General features: G+C 48.0%; 23 protein-coding genes. 22 read left to right on the forward strand and 1 reads right to left on the reverse strand.

From position 1 onward, the window contains the following. The first annotated feature begins 62 nt into the window (after positions 1 to 62). The 22 genes from priS to Micr_RS01355 all read left to right on the forward strand — a co-directional run bounded on the left by priS (position 63) and on the right by Micr_RS01355 (position 14,997). Positions 63 to 1,214 carry a DNA primase catalytic subunit PriS gene (gene priS / locus Micr_RS01250; RefSeq protein ID WP_226803566.1) on the forward strand — a complete coding sequence of 384 codons (1,152 nt, stop codon included), beginning with the start codon at positions 63 to 65 and terminating at the stop codon, positions 1,212 to 1,214. Between the two features lie 66 nt (positions 1,215 to 1,280). Continuing rightward, positions 1,281 to 2,501, forward strand: coding sequence for a DUF373 family protein (locus Micr_RS01255; RefSeq protein WP_203134854.1), 1,221 nt, complete (start codon positions 1,281 to 1,283; stop codon positions 2,499 to 2,501). A gap of 28 nt (positions 2,502 to 2,529) precedes the next feature. Continuing rightward, positions 2,530 to 2,850 (forward strand): hypothetical protein, encoded by a 321-nt coding sequence (locus tag Micr_RS01260; protein ID WP_203134855.1) that lies wholly within the window; start codon positions 2,530 to 2,532, stop codon positions 2,848 to 2,850. A gap of 53 nt (positions 2,851 to 2,903) precedes the next feature. Further along, positions 2,904 to 3,764, forward strand: coding sequence for a hypothetical protein (locus Micr_RS01265; protein ID WP_203134856.1), 861 nt, complete (start codon positions 2,904 to 2,906; stop codon positions 3,762 to 3,764). Between the two features lie 56 nt (positions 3,765 to 3,820). Next, on the forward strand, positions 3,821 to 4,318 hold the full coding sequence (locus Micr_RS01270; protein ID WP_203134857.1) for a hypothetical protein: 498 nt from the start codon (positions 3,821 to 3,823) through the stop codon (positions 4,316 to 4,318). Positions 4,319 to 4,419: 101 nt separating this feature from the next. After that, the gene (locus Micr_RS01275; RefSeq protein ID WP_203134858.1) at positions 4,420 to 5,034 is read left to right on the forward strand and encodes a hypothetical protein; all 615 of its coding nucleotides are present in this window, start codon (positions 4,420 to 4,422) and stop codon (positions 5,032 to 5,034) included. 26 nt (positions 5,035 to 5,060) lie between these two features. Beyond that, positions 5,061 to 5,393 (forward strand): ribonuclease P protein component 1, encoded by a 333-nt coding sequence (locus Micr_RS01280; RefSeq protein WP_203134859.1) that lies wholly within the window; start codon positions 5,061 to 5,063, stop codon positions 5,391 to 5,393. Positions 5,394 to 5,522: 129 nt separating this feature from the next. Further along, a complete protein-coding gene (locus Micr_RS01285) occupies positions 5,523 to 5,819 on the forward strand; it encodes a 30S ribosomal protein S17 (protein ID WP_203134860.1) in 297 nt (98 codons plus the stop codon). Between the two features lies 1 nt (position 5,820). Next, complete coding sequence (locus Micr_RS01290; RefSeq protein WP_203134861.1) at positions 5,821 to 6,219, forward strand: uL14 family ribosomal protein; 399 nt, start codon at positions 5,821 to 5,823, stop codon at positions 6,217 to 6,219. After that, positions 6,219 to 6,650, forward strand: coding sequence for a 50S ribosomal protein L24 (gene rplX, locus Micr_RS01295; protein ID WP_203134862.1), 432 nt, complete (start codon positions 6,219 to 6,221; stop codon positions 6,648 to 6,650). Before Micr_RS01290 ends, rplX begins: the two co-directional genes overlap by 1 nt. Further along, entirely contained in the window at positions 6,628 to 7,311 is a 684-nt protein-coding gene (locus Micr_RS01300; protein WP_203134863.1) for a S4 domain-containing protein, read from the forward strand. The genes rplX and Micr_RS01300 overlap by 23 nt, the downstream gene beginning before the upstream one ends. A 5-nt stretch (positions 7,312 to 7,316) precedes the next feature. Further along, positions 7,317 to 7,868 carry a 50S ribosomal protein L5 gene (rplE, locus tag Micr_RS01305; RefSeq protein WP_203134864.1) on the forward strand — a complete coding sequence of 184 codons (552 nt, stop codon included), beginning with the start codon at positions 7,317 to 7,319 and terminating at the stop codon, positions 7,866 to 7,868. After that, positions 7,865 to 8,023 carry a 30S ribosomal protein S14 gene (locus Micr_RS01310; RefSeq protein ID WP_203134865.1) on the forward strand — a complete coding sequence of 53 codons (159 nt, stop codon included), beginning with the start codon at positions 7,865 to 7,867 and terminating at the stop codon, positions 8,021 to 8,023. The genes rplE and Micr_RS01310 overlap by 4 nt, the downstream gene beginning before the upstream one ends. A gap of 4 nt (positions 8,024 to 8,027) precedes the next feature. After that, complete coding sequence (locus Micr_RS01315; protein WP_203134866.1) at positions 8,028 to 8,411, forward strand: 30S ribosomal protein S8; 384 nt, start codon at positions 8,028 to 8,030, stop codon at positions 8,409 to 8,411. Between the two features lie 30 nt (positions 8,412 to 8,441). Next, positions 8,442 to 8,966 (forward strand): 50S ribosomal protein L6, encoded by a 525-nt coding sequence (gene rplF, locus Micr_RS01320; RefSeq protein WP_203134867.1) that lies wholly within the window; start codon positions 8,442 to 8,444, stop codon positions 8,964 to 8,966. Between the two features lie 5 nt (positions 8,967 to 8,971). Next, on the forward strand, positions 8,972 to 9,367 hold the full coding sequence (locus Micr_RS01325) for an eL32 family ribosomal protein (RefSeq protein WP_203134868.1): 396 nt from the start codon (positions 8,972 to 8,974) through the stop codon (positions 9,365 to 9,367). Then, positions 9,364 to 9,837, forward strand: a complete 474-nt coding sequence (locus Micr_RS01330; RefSeq protein ID WP_203134869.1) for a 50S ribosomal protein L19e domain-containing protein — start codon at positions 9,364 to 9,366, stop codon at positions 9,835 to 9,837. Before Micr_RS01325 ends, Micr_RS01330 begins: the two co-directional genes overlap by 4 nt. A gap of 9 nt (positions 9,838 to 9,846) precedes the next feature. Further along, positions 9,847 to 10,404 (forward strand): 50S ribosomal protein L18, encoded by a 558-nt coding sequence (locus Micr_RS01335; protein WP_203134870.1) that lies wholly within the window; start codon positions 9,847 to 9,849, stop codon positions 10,402 to 10,404. Positions 10,405 to 10,408: 4 nt separating this feature from the next. After that, on the forward strand, positions 10,409 to 11,077 hold the full coding sequence (locus Micr_RS01340) for a 30S ribosomal protein S5 (protein ID WP_226803567.1): 669 nt from the start codon (positions 10,409 to 10,411) through the stop codon (positions 11,075 to 11,077). A gap of 82 nt (positions 11,078 to 11,159) precedes the next feature. Further along, the gene (locus Micr_RS01345) at positions 11,160 to 11,519 is read left to right on the forward strand and encodes a 4Fe-4S dicluster domain-containing protein (protein WP_203134871.1); all 360 of its coding nucleotides are present in this window, start codon (positions 11,160 to 11,162) and stop codon (positions 11,517 to 11,519) included. Positions 11,520 to 11,612: 93 nt separating this feature from the next. After that, the gene (locus tag Micr_RS01350; protein WP_203134872.1) at positions 11,613 to 14,243 is read left to right on the forward strand and encodes an ATP-dependent helicase; all 2,631 of its coding nucleotides are present in this window, start codon (positions 11,613 to 11,615) and stop codon (positions 14,241 to 14,243) included. Positions 14,244 to 14,247: 4 nt separating this feature from the next. Next, entirely contained in the window at positions 14,248 to 14,997 is a 750-nt protein-coding gene (locus Micr_RS01355) for a metallophosphoesterase (RefSeq protein WP_203134873.1), read from the forward strand. On the opposite strand, the gene Micr_RS01360 is transcribed toward Micr_RS01355, so the two are convergent. Next, a complete protein-coding gene (locus tag Micr_RS01360; protein WP_203134874.1) occupies positions 14,998 to 16,512 on the reverse strand; it encodes a site-2 protease family protein in 1,515 nt (504 codons plus the stop codon). Between the last annotated feature and the right edge of the window lie 73 nt (positions 16,513 to 16,585).

A 16,585-nucleotide genomic window follows, 5' to 3' on the forward strand; every position in this document is an offset into this window, starting at 1 on the left:
GTGCATGTCGGCGTTATAATGGCAAAGGCAAGCAATAAATAAACCTAAAGGCAATCAATATTATGCCTGATATCGATCAAAGCGTGCAGAGCTTGGCAAGGACGATGTTCAGAGAGTTTTACCGGAAGCACCCTATCACGATAAGCAATCTGACGAAAAGAGAGTTCGGGTTTGGCACGTTCGACAAGAAAATAGCCAAGAGGCACATGGCCTTCAACAACGCCGAGTCGCTCAACAGGTACATAGACGCAAACTCTCCAGCTTTCATATCTGCATCTCCTGCATTCTACGAAAATCCTTCCGGCAGGCCCATGGAGACCAAGGGCTGGCTCGGGAGCGAGCTGGTTTTTGACCTGGACGCTTCGGATCTGCACCTCGAGTGCCAGAAGCGGCACGGAACTTCCTGGGTGTGCCCGAACTGCCTTCACGAGGTTAAGCGCGAAGCCTTCAAGCTCATAGAGGAATTCCTGATTCCTGATTTCGGGTTTTCCAACAAGGAGATAAAGATAAACTTCAGCGGCAACAGGGGCTACCACATAATAATAGGCTCAGAGTCGGTGCTCACACTTGACGAGGCATCCAGGAGCGAGATAAGCGACTACGTGACAGGCAGGGGATTGGAGCCGGAAAGCTTTTTTCCCAACATAGCCGACAAAAGCTCAAGGCTGCAGGGCCCGAAGCCGAACGACCCTGGATGGGGAGGCAGGATGGCCAGGTCGCTCGTAACAGCTCTTAACGCCGGCGAAACGCAGCTGCAGGCCCTTGGCATGACCAGGCAGTTGGCGCGCAAGATGTACCTGAACAAACCAAGCATAGTGCTGGGAATAACTACTGGAAACTGGGACAAGGTCAGCATACCGAAGAAGGATGAGTTCTGGAGAAAGGTGGCCGAGAGCATGACGATAAAACAGAGCGATTCGATAGACAGCAACGTCACAAAGAATCCGCAGCACCTGCTGGGCATGGCCGACACGCTGCACGGAGGCACAGGCCTGGTGGCAAAATCCGTAGAAAGCGTATCTGCTTTTGAGAGGTTCGACCCGATGAAAGATTGCATAGCCTTCGAGAAGGGCGAAACGCTAGTTGTGGCAGACACAAAGGAAAAGCTCACAATGAATGGAATGGAGTATGGGCCTTTCGAAAACAAGAAGGCAGTGCTGCCAAACTATGCGGCCATGTATCTGCTTCTCAAAGGTGTCGCAAAGCTTCCCTAATTCGGCATTCCAAGCAGCCAATGATATAGTTTTTTAATTGCTTTATTCCATATTTTTAATGATAAGATGGCTGAAAGGCTCCTTGTGCTTGCTGTAGATATAGACAACGACCTCTACAGGAAGACAAAGATAAGCGGGCCCGTAATAGGGAGAAACGAGATAATAAGGGCAGCGACCAAGCTGGCGCTGGCAGACCCGCAGGAGACCGACGCCAATACAATGTTCGAGGCAGTAAAGAAGTACGACGAGCTCAAGGCTAAAAAGTATTCGGTGAGGGTCGCAACGATAACCGGTGCAGAGGACGAAAGCTTCCAGGCCGACAATGAGCTTTCCAGGCAGATAGACCTTCTAATGGAAAGGTTCAGGCCAGATGCGTGCGTGCTTGTTACCGACGGTGCAAGCGATCAGCGCGTGCTTCCGCTTCTCAAGAGCAGGCTAAAAGTGAACAGCGTAGACTTGGTCAGGATGAAGCAGGCAGAGCAGCTGGAGAATACATATTTCACCATAATAGAGAAGCTCAAGGAGCCCCACTACGCAAGGGCGGTCTTTGGAATACCTGCTGTGCTTTTGCTGCTGTTTGCAATAAGCTATTACCTAAATCTGGGGTGGCAGTTCCCCGTTGCGCTCATAGGGTTGTACCTTCTAATCAAGGGCTTCGGTCTTGAGGATTATTTCATATCTTCGGTAAAAGGCCTGGGCTTCAGCGTCAGCCGGGTGACATTCACGCTCTACATGGCTTCGCTATTGTTCTTCATAATAAGCATAGTGCTGGGATATGGGGGCTATGTGCATTCGCTTACGATAACAAAGGATCCGCTGACGCAGGTTTCCTACGCCATTGAAAATCTTTTGCTGCTGCTTCCCGTGAGCCTTGTGCTATACTTGATAGGCAGGATGATAGATCTAGAGAGCAGGCACTACAGGTATAGGGCCATAAACCAGGGAACCTACATGGGCTATGCAGTAGTGACGCTGGCCCTGATATATTTGGTATCTGCATGGTTCATAGGGCAGATATACTTCTACCAGCTCCTGGTCTTCAGCGTTATAATGATAATACTGGGATATGTAATATCATATTCAAGCACTATGCTCAAGAGGCATGCCGTCAGGAAGGCAAGGCTCAAGGACAAGAACGTGATAAACGACATAGGGGCATACATAGGCAAGGTCACGAGCATAGATTCGAAGCGTGGCTACATGATGGTAAAAACCGAATACGGCTCGACGCTCAGGTTTGACATCGACAGGATAACGAGCGTTTCAGACAAGATAATAATAAGGTAAATGGCACGCAGTTCAAGCGGTGTATTCAATGTCAAAATCGAAACAGCAAATGGAAAACGACCGGATATTGTACCTCCTAGCCTATGTCTTCACGATAATATCCGGGGCTATAATATACCTGTTTTTCTCCAAGGACAACAAACAGCTCAAGCTCCATTCGGAGCAGGCAATAATACTTGGCGTAATAATAATCGTTGTAGAAGCGGTGCTCTTTCTTGTGCCATATATAGCCGGCATAATCGGGCTTCTCATATGGCTATACGGCATTTATGTCGGCTTCGAGGCATATATGGGCAACAATGTCAAAATACCCTACATCACAGATTTCGTAAGGTCCAATGGCTTATGAAAAAATTGGAAAACTATATATATTAAAATTAGAGAAATCGCTATGGTGTCAATGTGCCTGCATACAAATACGCTAATGTGCAGGAATCAAGCCTAAAATTCAGGATTGATTCCGGCCAGCTTCTTGGGAAATTGAGCTCAACCTCGCCGAAAATGGCAGAGTTTCTGAAAGACACGGACTACATAATCGCCCTAAGGGATCTCGCAGGAATTTCCGGAGCCAATGCCAAAAGCCACGAAGTGCACGAAATAGAAAATGAAGAATTGTTCTCCATGCTAAGGCGTGCAAGGGACAAATCCGGAAATCAGGTGTATAAGGATGCGCACTTTTCGGTAGAGCAGCATGATGCAGACAGCATATACGGAATACAGACATTCATAAGCGTAGACAAGCTTGCCGAATCTGAGAAAAGAGACATATTTCTCAATGCCGTTGGCGCAACTGCATATCCAGAGGGCCGCAGCTACGCAATAAAAGCAAATTTTGGCGGAAAAACCTACGCTTCCATACTTGTGCCGCCAGTAGTAATAGACTACAGGTCCAAGGATCTCGAAGGGCCCATCAAGATCGTGGAAGAAAGAATTGCCAAAGGCGACGCCATAAAGATAAAAGGCGTCGAAGGCACGGTCGAATTTGACATGGTAAGCGCCCTTGCAGATATAAAAAATACGATATCAAAAAGCGATACAGTCAGGACGGTTAAAGACGGCACCCACAGGACATATCTGGCATATCTGCTGAACAAAAAATTCAATGCCATAACAATAAGCAACCAGACCGAGCTGCCTACCAACATACCCGTGCGATTCGGCATGATGGTAATGTCAAAAGAAAAGCCCAGGCCAGAAGACAGGTATCCAGGTTATACTCCAGCAGCAAATTCCGAGCTTAAGCAGTTCGGCATAGATTCGTGATAAGCTTGAAGCAAAAAATTCCCACGGTAAAAAAACCAACCCGCAGAAGCGCTGCAGTGGTGGATTTTGACAACACGCTGTTTTTCACAGACGAATGCACAATCATGGCTTCTAAGTCAATCTATGGCAGGCGCATGCCTGTAGAAGAGATAAGGTCCCTTCCGAAGCCAGAAAAGCACAGGATCTACAGGCTCGGATTCGAAAAATACCACAGTAAAAGCAGGCCAAATACATTTATAATAAGAAAGCTCAAGAAGAGCGATGCAGAGCTGATATTGCTGACTGCCAGGACAAAGGAGGATTCCAAAACTATAATGTCCCTTATCGCATCCAGTGGCCTCGAGTTTGACCGCCTTATCTTCAGGCCAAAGAAATATCTTTTCGGCCACGACGAAGAATGGAAGCTTGGGGTATTGAGCAAGATTTCTAAGAAGTATGACGATATAGAGTTTTATGAAGACAAGATTGAAAACATAATGCACGCAAAAAGCGGCCTTCCGGACCAAAAAATCAAGTACTTCAGAGTTTCAGGAGCTTCGATAAATAGGGTATGACCAAAACGGCTGCTCCAGCTACTTTTCATAATATATAAAGGCTGCGGCTTTGTTCTAATCTCCTGTAATGCTTAAATATCTGGAAAAGCGGATATTATACCATGGCATTTGTTAGAAAGGATAGGGTAAGCGTAAAGATTGTCGATACTAAAAAGGCAGAGGAGCTGCTGTCATATTTTATAGATGTGGCTTTGCATACAAACAAATCCATATCGGAGCTTGCCGCCGATGACACAAAAAAGTTAAGCAGGGGAATGCTAAAAGTGGAATCAAAACCCGAAGACATAGACGTTTTCTACAAGCTGCGCGACTTTGAACTCGATAGGCTGGGATATGAAATCGGTGCATTACACCTGATGTACAAGGCCCTAAAGCGCTCGGAATTTAGCGATGACCATAAGGATACGCTCAAATTCATAAAACAGCTCCAAAAGGATTTGCGCGTGCGCGCCACATCCAAGCTTGGCCAAATGGAAGAAGCCAAGTTCAAGGCCGACCTTGCAGCAGATGGCATGCTGCAGATAACAATAAACCTGAAGCGCAGCCTGTTGCCTGAAAGCACGCTCAATGTGGACAAGAAGATGCAGATTGACTCTTATATAGGCATTGCCCGCACCTACGAGAACGGCCTCACCAATTCTTTCGCACGCTACATAGAAAAGCTAAGGGAAAGCAGCGAAGTCGAATACCTGAAGCTCAGGTTTAAAAGGGAATAATCCCAATTAAGCCCTGCGGTGCTTGCTTGAAAAGTCCCAAAAGAAGCCCTGAGAAAGCCTTGGAACCTGAATACAGCAACAAGAACATAGTGCTACAGGAGCTGATAGGGCTCAGGGTAAGAATCAAAAGTTCGGATGATTCAAGCAGGGAAGGCATATCCGGCACGGTCATAGACGAAACAAAGTCCACTCTTGTAATTAAAAAATCTGATAAAACGGTAAGGGTGCCGAAAGTCGGGACGGTTTTCGCGTTCAGATGCGGAAGGAAAAGCTTCATTGTCGACGGAAAAGAGATAAATTTCAGGCCCCACGAGCGCATAAGCAAGGGTCTTAAGTTCTACAAGGCGCGAAGCGTATGATTTTTATATATTATACATCTAATAATTAACTGCAATTTTATTGCTTTTCGGCTCTTGGCGTTTTTTGCCTAGGCCAACTGCTACGGTGGCACCCTTATTCGTGCCTTTAAAAGTTTGCAGAGTGATTAATTGGAATGCGAAGACCCTAAATGCCCGATACACGGCAGCGTCAAGACGCACGGCAGCAGCATAGAAGCTGTCGTAGTCAGCGACAAGGCTGCCAAAACAGTGATAGTGGAAAGGCCATACACGACCTTCCTGAAGAAATACGAGCGTTCGCTTAGGAAGTCATCGCGCATACCTGCCTACAATCCCCAGTGCATAGGGGCAAAGGCGGGAGACACTGTTATCGTTGAGGGCTGCAGGAGGCTCAGCAAGACGAAGTCCTTCGTGGTCACTAAGATAGTAAAGAAATCAGGTGCTTGAAATGAAAGGCATTACCACTAACATATCAAAAACATTGGTACCGGGCAGCATACTTACATGCGCGGACAACAGCGGCGCCAAGACGCTAATGATAATAAACAAGATAGGAAAGTCCGGCGCGCACAAGAGGATGGCAAGCAACGGCATAGGCGATATAGTGCTGGCAAGCGTAAAGAGCGGCTCTCCGCAATACATAAAAAAGAAGGTCAGGGCCGTCATAATAAGGCAGAGGCAGCCAATAAGGCGCGCCAACGGCATGAGGATCAGGTTTGAGGACAACGCGGCAATACTAATAAACGACACCAATCTTCCGATAGCCACTGAGGTAAAGGGGGCTATGGCCAGGGAAGTTGTCGAAAGGTACATAAAGCTGGCAGGCATAGCTTCAAGAGTGGTATGATGATCAAAAGCAGCAAGCCCAGAAAGCAGAGGAAATTCAGGCATACGGCGCCACTGCACCAGATGCAGCACATGGCACATGCCCACATAAGCAAGGAACTCAGGCAAAAGCTAAAGATAGCAAAAAGAACCATACAGGTGTCGAAGGGCGACACGGTAAAGCTGGTCTCAGGAAAGAAAAAGGGAACCTCCGGAAAGGTCGTCAACGTTGACCTAAGGAAGGGAAAGCTCTCTATAGACTCTATGAACAGGAAGGACGTGAAGGGAAAGGAAAAGCCTGTCTTCGTAAGCATAAGCAACGTTTACATAACCGATCTGAACCTGTCGGACAAGAAAAGGGCTCAAAAATTGAAAGTCGCTCCCACTACAAGCGCAAAGCCCAGCGTGGAAGCAAAAGACGTGATTCAAAATGGCAAACAAAGGGAACAATAGGCACATAAAGTCGCTCAACGCACCCAAATTCTTCGGGGTTGCAAAGAAGGGCAACAAGTACACCGCGAAGCAGAGGCCCGGAAGGCACAGCTTCGAAAAGTCGGCTCCTCTGCAGACGATTGTAAAGAAGACGTCTCTTTTTGCAGGGACTGCAGAGGCCGTGAAATCCATAAAGAACATGCAGATAGCAGTTAACGGCACAAAGGTCAAGGACCCGAAATATCCCGTTGGCCTTAACGACATAATAAGCATAGATACAATTGGCAAGAAATTTTCGATAAGCATAAACGGCCATGGGCAGGCAGTGCTTGAAGAGCAGAAGGGCCAGCCGGAAAGGAACGCCAAAGTCACTGGCAAGTACGTATACAGGAACAAGAAGCTCATGCTCAAGCTGCACGATGGCAGCATAATACCTTCGCCAAACAATGACGTGAAGGTTGGCGACACAATCGCACTTTCAGAATCCAACGAGGTGAAGCAGCATTTTCCGCTGAAGGCGGGCGCAAAGTGCATGGTCATTGACGGGGTACACGTAGGAGCCAAAGGCAAGATTGCCAACATGGCAAAGGGGACTATGCATACCGGAGCAACGGCCACAGTCGAGCAGGAGAACGGGGAGAAATTCGACACTCTTGTCGAGAACCTCATAGTTATAGGTTGATTCCGATGGCAGAGAAAGAAACAGGAGCAAGAAAGCAGGACAACCCAATGAGGCGCATAAGGATAAACAAGCTTGTGATAAACATAGGCACTGGAAACGATGACAAGCAGCAGTCAAATGCAAAGAGGCTGCTGCAGCAAATATCCGGGTTCAAGCCAGCGGATTCGATATCGACTAAAAGGATACCGTCATTCAAAATATCGAAAGGTGCCAAGATAGGCTCATTCGTAACAGTCAGGAATGAGCCGGCAAGGAAGCTCGCAAAGAGGCTGTTCGAGGCCGTAGGCAACAAGGTGGCCGAGCGCAGCATACAGGACAACACAGTGAACTTCGGCATAAAGGAATACATAGACATAAATGGGATAAAGTACGACCCGGTTATAGGCATGCTTGGCATGAACGTCAACGTCTCGTTCAAGAGGCCAGGACTCAGAACCGAGCTCAAGAAGCGCGCCAACGGCGTAATAAAAAGGTCGCACAGGCGCATACCCAAGGAGGAGCTTAAATCATACTTGAAAAAGGAATTCGACGTAACCGTAGAGGGTGCTGCTCAATGAAAGTTAGACCAGAAGAAAAATACAAGGGAAAAGGAACAAGAAAATGCAGGATATGCGGTGCAAGCCGCGCCCTGATACGCGAGCACGGGCTCTACGTATGCAAGAGATGCTTCAGAGAGGTGGCAAAGGACCTCAATTTCAAAAAATATGGCTGATTTGATGGTTGACAGACTCGCTGATACTATAAACAAGATAAAGACGAACGAAAACATAGGCAGGCGCGAGTGCGTAGTGTACTCGACGAAGCAGATAAAGGCATTTATAGACCTTCTGAAGGCTGAAGGCTACCTCGGCGATTACGAGGAATTCAGCGACAGGTACTCAAAGAAAATGAGGCTTAAGCTGCTGAACAAGGTGAACGGAATAGGCATAGTAAAGCCCCACTATTCGATGTCGAGCAGCGACATAAGCAAGTATGAAGAGCGATACATACCGAGCAAGGACTTCGGCATACTGGTGCTTTCCACGTCAAAGGGCTTGATGACACACAGGAAGGCGAGGGAGCAGAACATAGGAGGAAGGCTGCTCGCATACATATACTGAAAATTATGTTTAAAGATTCATGGTAATTGAATGGCTGAAATAACATTGGCACAGGGCGTTAGCGCAACACTCTCGGCTGGCAAAGTGATTATAAAAGGCCCGCTTGGGAGCAACGAGAGGCAGTTCAACGACGCACTGCTTAAAGTGGAAATAAACGGCCCAAAGATAAAAGTGGAGCCGTCTCCAGCAAACAAGAAGCTCGCCAAGAAGGCGATGGTAGCAGAGCAGTCGCTGGCCAAGGAGCTGTCGAACGACTCCGAAGGCGTAGTAAAATACTTTGAGGTCAACATGGAAGCGGTATATGCACACTTCCCGCTTACTATCGAAGTAAAGCCTAAAGAGATAATAATAAAGAACATGCTGGGCGAGCGCGCAGCGCGTGCTGCCGACATAGTCGGCGCGACAAAGGCCGAAGCGAAGGAAAAGAAACTTCGCATATACGGCATAAAGCTTGAAGATGTGACGCAGACTGCCGCAAATGTAAGGAAGGCGTGCAGGGTAAGGCACAAGGACGAGAGGGTATTCCAGGATGGAGTATACTATGCTATCGAGTGAAGATCATGGCGATAAAAAAAGAGAAGAAGGCAAGGGTCAAGAAGAAGGGCCATCCCAAGTTCAACGTGCCCAACGTAGGCGCAAAGAACAGGAAGAGGGTCCCTGACAGGTGGCACAAGCAGCGCGGCCAGGACAACAAGAAAAGGATAAAGAGGGACTTCATGGGTGCCACCCCAACAATCGGCTACAAGAACCCGGCCAGCGTTTCTGGCGTACGCTCTGACGGCAAAAGGCTGATGCTCGTGCACAATATGAACGAGCTCAACGCTGCGCTTAGGAATCCGGAAATAGCATCATACAACATAGTCATATCCCACGATGTCGGAAGGAGGAAGCGCCTTGAGATGGCGAAGATTGCTTCATCCAGCGGCGTCAGGATAGTAAACGGTGTTCACCAATGAGCGTAAAACTTACAAGGAGGGTTGCCGCGGACATAATGAAGCGCGGAGAAACCAGCATAAGGATAAAGCCGTCTGCAATAGACGATGCCAAGAAGGCCATAACAAGGGACGACGTAAAGGAGCTCATAAAGAGCGGAAGCATATACGCCATGGCCGAGAAGCGCAACGTCAGCAGGTACGGAAAATCGCTCAAGAAGAAGAGGTCCGAGGGAAGGAAGCGCGGCCCTGGAAAGAAGAAGGGAACGAAGAAAACGCGCTCGACAGCCAACCACATGAAAAGGATGAGGTCCCAGAGGAGGATACTTGCAGCACTTAAATCCGACAAGACGATAAACAATGAGCAGTACAAGGAGTTCTACGCCTTGGTTAAAGGAGGCACATTCCAGACCAAGCTCACGCTCCTGAACCACATAAAGAGCAGGGGCGTCGAGATAAGCGACGAAAGGCTTGAAAAGCTCAAGCATATATGAGGCATTTTTATGGAAATCAAAAAGAGAAGGCGCGCGAAGTCGCTGACGAATTACAGGAAAAGGATCGCAATTCTTAAGGGCAGGATGCCCCGTGTAGTAATACGCAGGAGCAACAGGTCTATAACGGCGCAGATAATATCGTACGAGCCCAACGGCGACAAGGTAAAAGCAAGTGCAGTTTCTTCGGAGCTCAAGGCTTTGGGCTGGATGCCAAAGTCCAACATACCTACTGCGTATCTGACAGGAATGCTCCTGGCCAAGAAGGCCCACGAGAAGGGCATAAAGGGTGCCATGGTGCTGGACATAGGTCTGAACAAGCCGATAAAGGGGAACGTCATATTCTCTGCGGCTAAGGGATGCAAGGACAACGGTCTCGATCTCGTATCTGAGATAGAAGCCGACGAATCCAGGCTGTCTGGAAAGCACATAGCCGATTATGCGAAGACAGGCTCTGGAAAGGGCGTTTCAGAGTTTGCACAGTACGAAAAGGCCAAGCTCAACGTAAAGGAGCTCGACAAGGTTTTTGCCGACGTAAAAGGCAAGATCGCCATTGCAATAAACAAGTGATTTTTTGAGAGGAAGAGGACGTTTTAACAATCAGGAAAGGCGCAGGGAATTCGACGTAGCTGCGTGGGAACCTGTTACGGTTCTAGGAAAGATGGTGAAGGCCGGCTCGATAACAAGCTTGGAGCAGATATTCAGCATGGGCAAGAGCATCGAGGAGAACGGCATAGTGGACGCGCTTCTCCCAAACATAAACAGCGAGGTTGTGGAGATAAGAAGCGTGCAGAGGATGACGAGCAACAACAGGAAGCAGAAGTTCAGGGTCACCGCGATAGTCGGCGACGGCAATGGCCACGTAGGCGTTGGCGCTGCCAAGGATGTTGAAGTAAAGGCCGCAATAGACTCTGCGATAAACGCTGCCAAAAGGAACATAATGCCTGTCGTGATGGGCTGCGGCTCATGGCAGTGCACGTGCGGGCAGCCACACAGCCTTCCGTTCATAACAAGGGGCAAGTGCGGCAGCGTAGAAGTCCTGCTAAAGCCGGCACCCAAAGGCCTGGGCATAGTGGCGAGCAAGCACGTAAAGCGCATGCTCGAGCTTGCTGGCGTTAAGGATATTTGGAGCTTCTCAAAGGGAAGGACGAGGACAACCTACAACGTTCTCATGGCTGTGATGGACGCGTTCCAGCACACGATAAGCATGAAGAATCTCGAGGACTTCAACAAGTCGAAGTAAAACTTTTACACAGGGTTAACAAATTGCCCCAGCCCGTTTTAAATGTTTTTGTCGAAATATGCATATTAACCAAGTGATACAAATGAAAGTGTATGTAGACAAGCCATTGTGTACTGGATGCCAGCACTGCAAGGACGTATGCCCTGTTGCGGTATTCGAGCTTAGGGACAGGAAGAACATCGACGAAGTCAACAAGGACACAGCTCCTGAGAACGCGCAGTGGAAGGGCACTACGGATCAGGCGATTTTCGACAAGTGGTCCAAGGTCGAGGACGGCCATCATCATTTCGCCGATGCAAACGACGGAACTAGTGGAGGCATATCCGTGGCCGTGAACGGCGATGCGTGCATACTGTGCCAGGCGTGCCTGATACAGTGCGAAGGAGAGTGCATACACATAATAGACGATTCCGGAACGGAATACAAGTCGATATATGCGTAAAGCGCAGTTCTTGATTTTTAGTCGTGCCGGGTTTTCCGGCCGTTGTTTCTTCTTATTTATTCTTATGCTTGGGTGTTTCATCTGATAAGCTATATGAGCAAGGGTTTTAGCGACAAGGAATCACTCGGCGTGCTCAACAAGGACGTCAGGGAATGGTTTACAAGCAACTTTAAAGAGCTAACAATGCCGCAGAGCTTTACATTCAAGCTTGTCAGCGAGCACAAAAACATACTCGTGGCTGCGCCAACAGGTTCTGGAAAAACAATGTCCGGATTTGTCGCAATACTAAGCGACCTGTTCAACAAGGCTTCGCGGGACGATCTCAAGGAGGGCGTATACTGCATCTACGTTTCTCCGCTAAGGGCCCTCAACAACGACATATACAAGAACCTCAGCAAGCCATTGGAGGAGATATACAAGCTGTCCGAGAAGAACGCAAAGTCGTCAAAGGTCACGATAGCTGTCAGGACCGGAGATACCCCTCAAAAGGATAGGCAAAAGCAGCTCAAGCACCCTCCGCACATACTGGTAACCACGCCGGAGAGCCTTGCAATACTAATAACTTCGGAGAAATTTGCCGAAAATCTCAAGCTGGTTGAGTATGTAGTCATAGACGAGATACATGAGCTGGCTAACAACAAGCGCGGCGTGCACCTTTCGCTTTCTCTGGAAAGATTGCGTAGCATGATAGGCCACGATTTCACGCGCATAGGGCTTGGCGCAACACTCTATCCACTCGACGAGGCAGCAAAATACCTTGTGGGATGCAACGAGGACGGCACATCGCGAGATTGCGTGATAATAGACGCTTCATGGGGAAAGAAGCTCCAGGTGCAGGCTATAAGCCCAGTAAAGGACATGATATACACTCCAGACGAAAAGATAGAGCAGAACACATATTCGATAATAAACGACATAATAAAGAAAAACAAGTCGACCCTGATATTCACAAATACGAGGAGCGGAACCGAACGTGTCGTATTCAACCTCAAGAAGAAGTTCGGCTACAACGAGGACATAGCAGCGCACCATGGATCACTATCAAGAGAATCCAGGCTAGAGGTAGAAGAGCTGCTTAAGGCCGGCTCGCTGAAATGCGCAGTATCCTCGACAAGCCTTGAGCTCGGCATAGACATAGGCAGCATAGATGATGTAATACAGCTCGGCTCTCCTAAAAGCGTAACGCGCGCGGTTCAAAGGATAGGCAGGGCCGGCCACAAGTACAAATCCGTTGCCAAGGGCGAAATAATTGTGCTCAACAGGGACGACCTCGTCGAATGCAGCATAATGCTTGACGCTGCGCTCAAGCGCCACCTGGATTCATTCAGGGTGCCGATGAATGCGCTGGACATACTCTCGCAGCACATAGTCGGAATGTCCATAACCAAGAAATGGGACGTCAAAGAGGCATATTCAGTAATCAAATCGTCATATCCATATTCAAAGCTGCCCTATGAAGATTTCATTGCCACCATAAGGTACCTTTCCGGGGAATACGTAGGCCTTGAAAGCAGGAGGGTATACGGGAAAATATGGTACGACGAAAAGGAAAATACATTCGGCAAGCGGGGCAAGATGATACGCCCAATATACATGCTCAACCTCGGCGCAATACCCGACGAAGTATCTGTCAACGTATTCGACACAAAAACAAAAAAGTGGATAGGAAACATAGAGGAGGAATTCCTGACAAGGCTGAAGCAGGGTGACATATTCACCCTTGGCGGCAGGCTCTACAGGTTCGAGTATGCAAAGGGCATGAGGTGCTACGTGTCCACAGCAGTTTCGGCAGCTCCGACCATACCTCCGTGGTTCTCCGAGCAGCTTCCACTGAGCTACGAGCTAGCGATTGAAATAGGTGCATTCAGGCGCAACTTTTCCGAGACAATAGCAAAACATTTCAAGAAGTCTGCTCTCAAGCTGGCTTCGAAGATGCCAAAGGAGGTTTCAGAAATGCTCGGCTCGCTCCCGATAGATTCAAACGCTTCCAAGGCCATATATGGCTATTTCGTAGAGCAGCTGCTCTTCGCCGGATCCGTTCCTAACGACAAGCTGATGCTCATAGAAATAACAAAGGATCCCAAGAGCGGTCAGAATCTTGCAATATTTCATTCACTTTACGGCCGGCGCATAAACGACACCCTCTCGCGAATAATAGCCATACACATAGGCAGGAGGCTTGGAACCGACGTAGGCATAATGATAAACGACAATGGCTTCCTTATAAATACCGAGGGAACGCTAAAGCCCTCTGATATAGAAGAAGCCATAAATTCCATGGTTGGCAGGGACCCAGAACCGCTGCTCAAGTCCAACATAAGGAAAACGGAGATAATGAAGCGCAGGTTCAGGCACGTCGCAGCAAGAAGCTTCATGATACTTCGCAACTACAAAGGCTACAAGCTGCCCGTGGGAAAGCAGCAGATAAACGCTACGCTTTTAATCAAGGCAGTGGAGAGCATAGACAAGGATTTCCCTGTCTTGAAGGAAACCTACAGGGAGATATTTGAGGAGGTGATGGACCTTCCAAGGACAAAATCGCTGCTCAAAAGCATAAAATCCGGCGACACGAAATACAAAATCATAAAGACGCAGATCCCGAGCCCGTTCGCCCACTCTATGATAACCTTCGGCCATGCGGACGTAGTGCTTATGAAGGAAAGGCATGAATACTTAAAATACCTGCATAAGATGGTAATAAAGAGGATAAACGCATCAAAATGATAAAATGATGCTTGGCGAAGACATAGAGCTCATCGACGGCATGCCATTGCTATTTATAAAAAGCCTGAACGCCATTGTTGTCGCCGACATGCACCTCGGATACGAGGGAGTTATGGCTAAGCGCGGGGTGCTGATACCGAAGGTAAATTTGCGGAAAATGCTGGAAACAATAGGCTCGGCAATCGAGAAGACTCACGCCAAAAAGCTTATAGTCGACGGAGATATAAAGAACGAATTCTCAAAGGTAGACGAAGAGGAATTCAATGAGTTATACGATTTCATAATGTTCTGCAGGAACGCAGGAATAGAGCCCGTGCTCATAAAAGGAAACCATGACAATTTTGTCGAAAGGTACAGGGAGCCTTTCAAGCTTTCGGTATACAGGCAGCAGGCAGTTATGGGCAAATACCTGTTTTTCCACGGGGAGGAGCTCCCGGAACTCGGCAAAGCGACAAAGGGGATAAAGGCGATGATAATGGGCCATGAGCATCCTGCGATAGGCATAATCGACGCTATAGGAAAACACGAAAGGCTGAAGTGCTTCCTTTACGGCAAATACAAGAATATTCCCCTAATTGTAATACCTGCGCTTAACTTCTTCGCCGGCGGCACGGAAATAAACATGGTGCCAAAATCAGAGCTGCTCGCCCCTATATTTTCAAAGCTTAACCTGGATGGCATGCATGCCATAGCCGTGGGATACGGATCGACGATAGACTTCGGCACAATAAAAGACTTGCGCAAGCTTGCATGACTATATCCAAGGCAGTATGTTAAGAAGCAGGGCTATTACCACTACCGCAGTTAGCACGTTTATGTACCTCTTTTTCAGGCTGTTGTCGTATATCCTCCATCCATCGAACCCCGGAACTGGGAGAAGGTTGACTACTGCTATGAGGAAGTTCAGCATGAACGATATCCCAAAAAGAGAGTAGAAGAAATAAGCTATCTCCTTCAGCGGTGTGTTCGTTATCGGAAAATACTTTTCGTAAAGGTTGACTCCAATTACTCCGCGCGATGTGCCGTTATACGATTTGGCCACGAAAGTATAATTGCCGGTGCTTGTTGCTACGCTCACAAGCGATCCGGGCCTGTCCCGCAGTGCAGCGGTGCCTAGCTGGGTAAGGTTGCTTACTGCATTGCCGTCCCATGCCAGGATTTCAGTGCCAGGCTGTATTACGTTGTATGCAGGGTATCCTGGCGTTGTGGAATAAACGAACACCCCATGGCCGTATATGTTTGTCAGCACGAATGGTAGCATCAAAAGCATCGGTATTAGAAATATTATCATTGCGAGGAAATTTGAAGAAACTCCTGCAGAAAATATCTTGTTCTGCTTTTTCTTGTCGAGCTTCAGCACTTCAGTTTCGTCGGGCTCGACAAATGCTCCTACCGGGACAACTCCGAATAGTAGCACGCCTACGGATTTAAGCTTTACCTTGAATGATCTGGCAAGTATGCCGTGTGAAAATTCGTGTATTATCAATATTATCGCAAGAGACAATATGCCGCTGAACAGCGGCAGGTCTATTCCCGGTATTACCGGAGCCACTCCTGGGGTTGAGCTATGCAGCGGGGCTATTGAATTTATCGATATGGATTTTATCAAAGCCTCAACTATGGTTCCCGCATTTGCCACGAGGAGCGCTATTATATAACCTGAGAAACCTGCGACAAGGACTATGCCCTTTAGTAGGTAATCAAGGTAATAGGCCCCCGGATACGTGAAGTTATATATCAGCGCCTGGAAAGTCGGCAATGTTGTCGAGAATTCCGCGCTAGATATGAGGTTGAAGCGCGATATGTTTATAAAAAGAAGCGCATACGAAGTAAACGGGAGCACGAACGCCATTATGAGCATGTTGCTTATGATTCCTATCGCGTACACTTTTTTCGATGCCCTGCCACGTATCAGCGGATACGAAAGCAGCCCAAACCCAAGCACCATGCCCCACATGGAAAGCAGTTCCCAGAAACGCGAATACCTTTTGGCAAGGTAATCTATCTCCTTTATTCCATGCTCTCCGCTAAGCATGACCATTCCGTAGCCTCCCTTGAGCGAAAGCAGCTTCTTGATCGCAAGCCCTGAAACAACAAGGATTGCTATTGGAAGTGCTACCTGCAAAGCCAGCCCAAGGTAATAAGCATGGTAATCGTAATATATGAACGCAAAGACGGCTATCGCTATTGCCACGGATGCGGCTTTCTTGTATGCCAGAAAACGCGATTTGTAGGCTCCCTTATCAGCAGCCTTGCTACCCTTAACCACCAAAACGCCTCAATGCAATAGGCTTTGCCGATAAAGCTATTTAGCATTAATCCCTGCTGCTGGCACGATTTTG

This window comes from Candidatus Micrarchaeum sp. (genome assembly GCF_016806735.1).
Lineage (GTDB): Archaea > Micrarchaeota > Micrarchaeia > Micrarchaeales > Micrarchaeaceae > Micrarchaeum_A > Micrarchaeum_A acidiphilum_A.